The organism is Nocardiopsis endophytica, from assembly GCF_027706725.1.
Classification (GTDB): Bacteria; Actinomycetota; Actinomycetes; order Streptosporangiales; family Streptosporangiaceae; genus Nocardiopsis_A; species Nocardiopsis_A endophytica.
The window spans coordinates 48,414-55,342 of the sequence record NZ_JAQFWQ010000042.1 but is presented as its reverse complement, the minus strand read 5'-3'; the positions used below and the strand labels follow the sequence as shown (position 1 = coordinate 55,342).

Annotated in this window: 3 protein-coding genes; 2 read left to right on the top strand and 1 reads right to left on the bottom strand. The window is 76.6% G+C overall.

The genetic code is table 11. The annotated features are described in order from the left end of the window. Positions 1–456 precede the first annotated feature (456 nt). Complete coding sequence (locus O4J56_RS15920) at positions 457–5,112, bottom strand: ATP-dependent helicase (RefSeq protein WP_270686585.1); 4,656 nt, start codon at positions 5,110–5,112, stop codon at positions 457–459. Positions 5,113–5,415: 303 nt separating this feature from the next. Between O4J56_RS15920 and O4J56_RS15915 the strand changes: the two genes are divergently transcribed. Continuing rightward, a complete protein-coding gene (locus tag O4J56_RS15915) occupies positions 5,416–5,643 on the top strand; it encodes a DUF5957 family protein (protein WP_270686584.1) in 228 nt (75 codons plus the stop codon). Positions 5,644–5,806: 163 nt separating this feature from the next. Further along, a complete protein-coding gene (locus O4J56_RS15910) occupies positions 5,807–6,928 on the top strand; it encodes an MFS transporter (protein WP_270686588.1) in 1,122 nt (373 codons plus the stop codon). The last annotated feature ends 1 nt before the right edge of the window (position 6,929 follow it).

Here is a 6,929-nt window from a genome sequence, read left to right as displayed (position 1 = left end):
AAAACCGCCGGAATGACAGCACCTTTGTCGAGATCATCGCCGGGCAGGGGCGCACCGGGCCGACGGACGCCACGGGCGCCCTCGACCATCCGCCTGCCCGGTCGCGCCGTCGCCTGGACCGCGAGTGGCCGGACGGACGGTTGGCAGCGCTGGGGAACCGCCCCGCTGTCTCCGTCGCCGCCTTTCACGGTGACCATGCACACGCCCGCCAGCCGACAGTGCTGCGGCGAGGGCCGCCCTCCTGTCCTCGTCGCTGCCCTCCAGGCTGCATTTCGGTGGCCCGGCGGACGGCTGGGGTCCGTGAGTGGGGTACCTGCTCAGCCGCCGCCCACCGGAACTGCGAGTGGCCGGATGGACGGCAGGCAGGGCCGGGGAACCGCCCAGGTCGCTCCGTCGCCGCCGACCACACCGACCACTCACACGCCCGCCGGCCGACAGTGCTGGCGTAAGACCCGCCTACCTCAACCGGAGGCCCTTCGGGGTCGGGTGGAAGCCCGCCTTCTTCAAGGCCGGTTCCAAAGGGGTTCCGAACACCTCGCCTCCGTCCGCGCGCTCCACCGTCAGTGACGCCAGGCCGCCCTCACGGACCGTCTCCGCCAGGGCCGACGCGGCCCTCTCCAGCTCCGCCTCCCCGGAGCCGAAGGTCACCGCCGTCTTCCCGCCGCGCTCCAGGTACAGCGTCGGCGCCCCGTCGTCCAGGACCACCATCGCCCCCGCCTTCCTGGACGGGCGGCCGCCCTCGCTCTCCGGCCACGCCAGCGCCGCGCCGTACGGGTTCGCCGGGTCGGCCGCTGCCAGGACGAGCGGGGCACCGTCCCCGGGAGGCGTCCCGGACCCACCGGGCCCACCGTCCCCACCGGAGTCCTCTGGGCCCCCGGCGCCGACGCTGAACGAGCGCAGCCGGTCCACCGCCCCGGGCGGGGCGAACTGGGCCGCGCCCAAGCCCTCGACGAAGTACCCGCGCCGTGCCTTGCCCGCCTCCTCGACGCCGCGCAGCACCGGGTACACCGCGCTGAACCCGCCGCCCGACCGCTCGCCGGTGCGGCGCCGCACCTGCTCGGCCACCACCGGGCCGCGCGTCACCACCCCGTACCGGTCCAGCAGTGCCGTCGCCGCCGCCAGCCCCCTCCTGGTCGCGTCCGCCTCCCTCTCCGGGAGCCGCCACCAGCGCCCCGCCACCGTCGGCGGCCCCATCCGGCTCGGCATCACCGGCCGCCGCGACCGCCTCCGGTGGGCCGCCGAACCTGAGCCGGAACCCCCCGCCCCCGTGCCGCCCGCGCCCAGCAGCGCGCGCAGCGGCCCCAACGTGTCGTTGCCCAAGCGCCCCGCCCACACCAGGTCCCACACCGCCGCCACCAGCGCGGCGTCGGAGACCGCCGCCGTCCCCAGAGCGCGCTGGGCCCGGTCGGCGATGTCCCGGAAGAACAGCGCGCCTCCACCGTCCAGCGCCTCGGCCACGGCGTCGTGCAGCGGCGACTCCTCCACGTCCGCGGGGTCGGGCAGCAGCTCCGGCGCGTCCTCGGCCGGGACCAGGCACACCCACCCGTCCTTGCCGCCGATCGGGCCCACACCCGCCCACACCACCTCGCCCGCCGAGGTGAGCTCGTCCAGCATCGACGGCGCGTACCCGCGCACGCGCGCCGGGAGCACCAGGGTCTCCAGCGCGGACGCCGGAACCGGGCACCCGCGCAGCGACTCCACCGCCTCGAACACCGCGTCCGGCCCGCGCAGCGGCGACGACACGTGCTGCCACGCCGGGAGGAACCGGCCGAGCGCGCGCTGCGGCACCGGCTCGGCCTCCTTGCGGAGCCGCAGCACCGACCCCTTGCGCAGGCGGCGCAGCACACCCGTGTCGCACCACTCGCTCCCTGCGCGGCCCGGCCGGAATCCGCCCTCGACCACCCGGCCGTCGCCCGACAGCCGCCGCAGCACCTCGCGCACCGCCGCCGGCCCCAGGCCGAAGCGGCGCGCCGCGTCCTCGGCGGTGAACGGCCCGTGCGTCCGCGCGAACCGGGACAGCAGGTCGCCGAGCGGGTCCTCGACCGGCCGGGTGAACGCGACGGCGGTGTCGGGGAAGGGCGAGTCGGCCCCCAGCTCCAGCCAGTCGGGCAGCGCCGTGCCCAGGCCGTCGCGCAGGCGCGCCGCGTCCTCCACGGCCGCCCACCGCTCCTGCCCGGCCACCCGTACCCGGATCGCCCGCCGCGCCTTCTCCAGGTCCTCCAGCCACGCGGCCCGCGCCCCGCGCTCGGCCGCCTCCTCCCCGGACAGCGGCCCCAGCTCGCGCAGCAGGTCGGCGGCGCCCTCCGGCCCGCGCCCGTCCACCCGCCGCTCGGGGGTGAGCCGCTGCAGCGCCGCCTCCACGTCGGCGATCACCCCGGCGTCCAGCAGCTCCCGCAGGTCGGCCCGGCCCAGCAGCTCGGCCAGCAGCGCCGAGTCCAGGGTGAGCGCCTGCGCGCGCAGCTCCGCCAGCGGCGCGTCGCCCTCGTACAGGAACGCCGCCGTGTACCCGATCAGCAACGACTGCGCGAAGGGGGAGGCGCGCGGCGTCTCCACCTCCACCACGCGCACCCGCCGCGCCCGCATGTCGCCCATCAGCGCGGCCAGCCCCGGCACGTCGAACACGTCCCGCAGGCACTCGCGCACCGCCTCCAGCACGATCGGGAACGACCCGTACCGCCCGGCCACCGACAACAGCTGGGCCGAGCGCTGCCGCTGCTGCCACAGCGGCATCCGGTGCCCCGGCCTGCGGCGCGGCAGCAGCAGGGAGCGCGCCGCGCACTCCCGGAACCGGGCCGCGAACAGCGCCGACCCGCCCAGCTCCGCCGCCACCGCGTCCTCGGCCTCCTCCGGTGGCAGGTACAGCAGGTCGGCGATGCGCAGCCGCTCGGCGTCGTCCACGTCCGGCAGCCGCAGCACGATCCCGTCGTCGCCGTGCACCACCTGGGCGTCCAGCCCGTAGCGCTCGCGCATCCGCGCCCCCAGCGCCAGCGCCCACGCCCCGTGCACCCGCGCGCCCAGCGGCGAGTGCACCACCACCCGCCAGTCGCCCAGCTCGTCCCGGAACCGCTCGACCACCACCGTGCGGTCGTCGGGCACCGCCCCGGTCGCCTCCCGCTGCTCCTCCAGGTACGCGGCGAGGTTGTCGGCCGCCCAGGCGTCCAGCCCCATCCCGCGGGCGCGCTCCCGCGCCCCGTCCGGCCCGGCCTCCCCGAGCTCCCGGGTCAGCGCGCCGATGGCCCGCCCCAGCTCCGGCGGGCGGCCCGCCGCGTCGGCCTTCCAGAACGGCAGTCGGCCCGGCCGCCCCGGGGCGGGCGCCACCAGCACCCGGTCGGCGTCGATCGACTCGATCCGCCAGGCCGTGGAGCCCAGCACGAACACGTCGCCGACCCGCGACTCGTACACCATCTCCTCGTCCAGCTCGCCCACCCGGGTGGGCCCCGACCCGGCCGCCCCCGCCAGGTGCACCGCGTAGGTGCCCCGGTCCGGGATGGTGCCGCCGCTGGTGACCGCGAGCCTCTGGGCCCCCGGCCGCCCGGCCACCGTGCCCTCCTCCCGGTCCCACACCAGGCGCGGGCGCAGGTCGGCGAACTCGTCGGAGGGGTAGCGCCCGGAGAGCATGTCCAGCACGCCCGTGAGCGCCGAGTCGGGCAGCGCGGCGAACGGCGCGGCCCGCCGCACCGCGGCCGCCAGGTCCTCCACCCGCCACTCGTCCATCGCCGCCATCGCCACGATCTGCTGGGCCAGCACGTCCAGCGGGTTGGCGGGCACCGCCAGCTCCTCGATGGCCCCCGCGCGCATCCGCTCGGCCACCACCGCCGACGCCAGCAGGTCGCCCCGGTACTTCGGGAAGAACACCCCGCGCGACACCTCGCCCACGTGGTGCCCCGCGCGCCCGACCCGCTGCAGCCCCCCGGCCACCGACGGCGGCGACTCCACCTGCACCACCAGGTCCACCGCGCCCATGTCGATGCCCAGCTCCAGGCTGGAGGTGGCCACCACGCAGGGCAGCCGCCCCTCCTTCAGGTCGGCCTCGATGGCGGCGCGCTCCTCCTTGGAGACCGACCCGTGGTGGGCGCGCGCGACCACCCGCTCGGCGCCCCGGCTCGGCCCGGACGGCCCGAGCACCTCGGAGGGCACCTCCTCCGGCGGCAGCGCGCCCTGCGCCCGCTCGGTCGCCAGCTCGTTCAGCCGGGCGCACAGCCGCTCGGCGACGCGGCGAGCGTTGGTGAACACGATGGACGAGCGGTGCTCCTCCACCAGGTCGAGCACCCGCTCCTCGACGTGCGGCCAGATGGAGGCGCGGGCCTTGGGGTCGGCCTCGGCGGTGCCGCCCGCGCGCTCCGGGGCGGGCGCGGCCGCCAGGTCGGCCATGTCCTCCACCGGCACGGTGATGCTCAGGTCCAGCCGGGGCGCCGACGGCGGCGCGACCACGGCGGCCGGGCGCGCCCCGCCGAGGAAGGCGGCCACGGTCTCGTGCGGGCGGACGGTCGCCGACAGGCCGATGCGCTGGGCCCGCCGCCCCAGCAGCGCGTCCAGCCGCTCCAGGGACAGGGCCAGGTGCGCGCCGCGCTTGGTCCCGGCCACGGCGTGCACCTCGTCCACGATGACCGTCTCCACGCCGGCCAGCCCCGCGCGCGCTTGCGAGGTGAGCACCAGGAACAGCGACTCGGGCGTGGTGATGAGGATGTCCGGGGGAGCGGCGGCCAGGCCGCGCCGCTCGCTCTGCGGGGTGTCCCCGGTGCGCATGCCGACCCGGATGTCCGGCACCGCGCCGCCGGAGCGTCCGGCCTCGCGCCGGATCCCCGACAAGGGGGCGCGCAGGTTGCGCTCGATGTCGGCCGCGAGCGCCTTGAGCGGCGACACGTACAGCACCCGGCATCGCCTGGCGGGCTCCTCGGGCGGGGGAGCGGTGGCCAGCCGGTCCAGCGACCAGAGGAACGCCGCGAGCGTCTTTCCCGACCCGGTCGGGGCGACGAGCAGGGTGTCGCCGCCCTTCTCGATCTGGGCCCACGCGCCCTCCTGGGCGGGGGTGGCCCCGTCGGGGAAGGCGGAGCGGAACCAGGCGCGGGTGGCGGGCGAGAACCGTTCAACCGGGTCGTGCGGGTGTGCCATGCCCCAAGTGTGCAACGCGGCCCCGACGGTTCTCCGGAGGCGTGCGCCCGCGGCCCGCCATCGGTACGGCCGACGCCGACCACGGGCCGACCACGGCTGGCCACGACCGACCTTCGAACCTTCCGGCGGGCGCCGCGTGCATCCAGGGATGTACGCGGGTTCGGTCCCGCAGGCCGACGCCGCGTCCGGCGCCTGCTCCGTACGGTCGCAGACGACCGGAGACCGGCCGCGCGCATCGCGCACGGCCGCACAGCGCGCGCTCGACCGCACAGCGCGCATGACAGCACAGAACGGACGATGAGAATGAGGATCGCTGGGGCCGCACTGCTCGGCCTGTTCGGAGGGTGGGTCGTCGGCTTTCTCCTGTCGACGCTGGTGCACATCCCCATGGGGCTTCTCGGGGTGGCCGACTCGACGGGGTGGGTGATCGCCGTCGGGATGCTGCCCTATGCCCTGGCACTGGTGGGGCTGGTGGCCGTCCCGGTGATCGTGGCGCGCAGAGGCCGCGAGGACCCGGAGGGGCAGGGCTGAGGCGGCCGGATAACGCCTTGTCCGGTTCAGGGCACCGGCATAAGGTTGCTTCATGACCTGGCGATGTTGACCCTCACCTGACGTAGCCGAGGCACCTGAGGCCCGGACGGCGCGCAGCCTCTACCCGTACGCCTTCCTGGTCGACCTCATCCCGCTCTACCCGCTGTACGCGCTGCTGTTCGCCGACAGCGGGCTCTCCGCCGCGCAGATCTCCAGCCTGCTGATCATCTGGTCCCTCACGGCCTTCCTGCTGGAGATCCCCTCCGGCGTGCTCGCCGACCTTGTCCCACGGCGGCACCTGCTCACCGCGGCCCCGCTGTTCTCGGCCGCCGGGTTCGCCCTGTGGACGCTCCTTCCGGCCTATCCCGCCTTCGCCGCGGGTTTCGTGCTCTGGGGCGTCGGAGGGGCGATCACCTCGGGCACGCTCCAGGCGCTCGTCTACGACGAGCTGGACCGCGCCGGCGCCGCGTCCGCGTACGCCCGCCTCATCGGACGCTCGCGCGCGCTGGGAACGATCGCCGTGGTCACGGGCACCGCCGCCGCGGCGCCCCTGCTGGCGTTCGGCGGGTACACGGCCGTGGGCGCGGTGAGCGTCGCCGCCGCGCTCGCGGCGGCGCCCATCGGCTTCTCCTTCCCCGAAGGCGCCCGCCCCGGGAGCGGCGCCCATCCCGGGAACGGCGGGGAGGACCGCTCCCCGGGGCTCGGCCCGCCGCTCCGCGTGATGCGCACCGCGCTGTCGGAGGTGCGCCACGCGCCCGGCGCGCGCCCGGCCCTGTTCGCCGTCGCGGTGGTCATGGGCCTCTCCTCCCTGGACGAGTACCTGCCGTTCCTGGCGCGGTCGTTCACCTCCGACACCGCACTGGTCCCGATCCTCCTCGTGCCCGTGTTCGCCGCCATGGCGGCGGGGGAGTGGTGCGCGGAGCGCGGTGCCCGCCGGCCCGCCCCCGTGGTGGCCGCCGGCGCGCTGCTCCTCGCCGCCGGTGCGTTCCTGGGGCACCCCTTGGGGATGCTCCCGGTGTCCGCCGCCTTCGGGGTGTTCGCGTGGGCGGCGGTGGTCGCGGAGACGCGCTTGCAGGACTCCGTCTCCGAACGCGCGCGGGCCACCGTGGTGTCGATGTCGGGCTTCGGCGCCGAGGCCGCCGCCGTCGCGACGTTCGCGGCCTATGGCCTCGGATCGGCGGTCGCCGGGCCCGGGATGCTGTTCGCCGCCGCGGCCCTCGGGTTCCTGGCCGTCGTCCCGGCGCTGCGCCGACGCGCGCGCGGTCCCCGGTCGGAGCGATACTGAG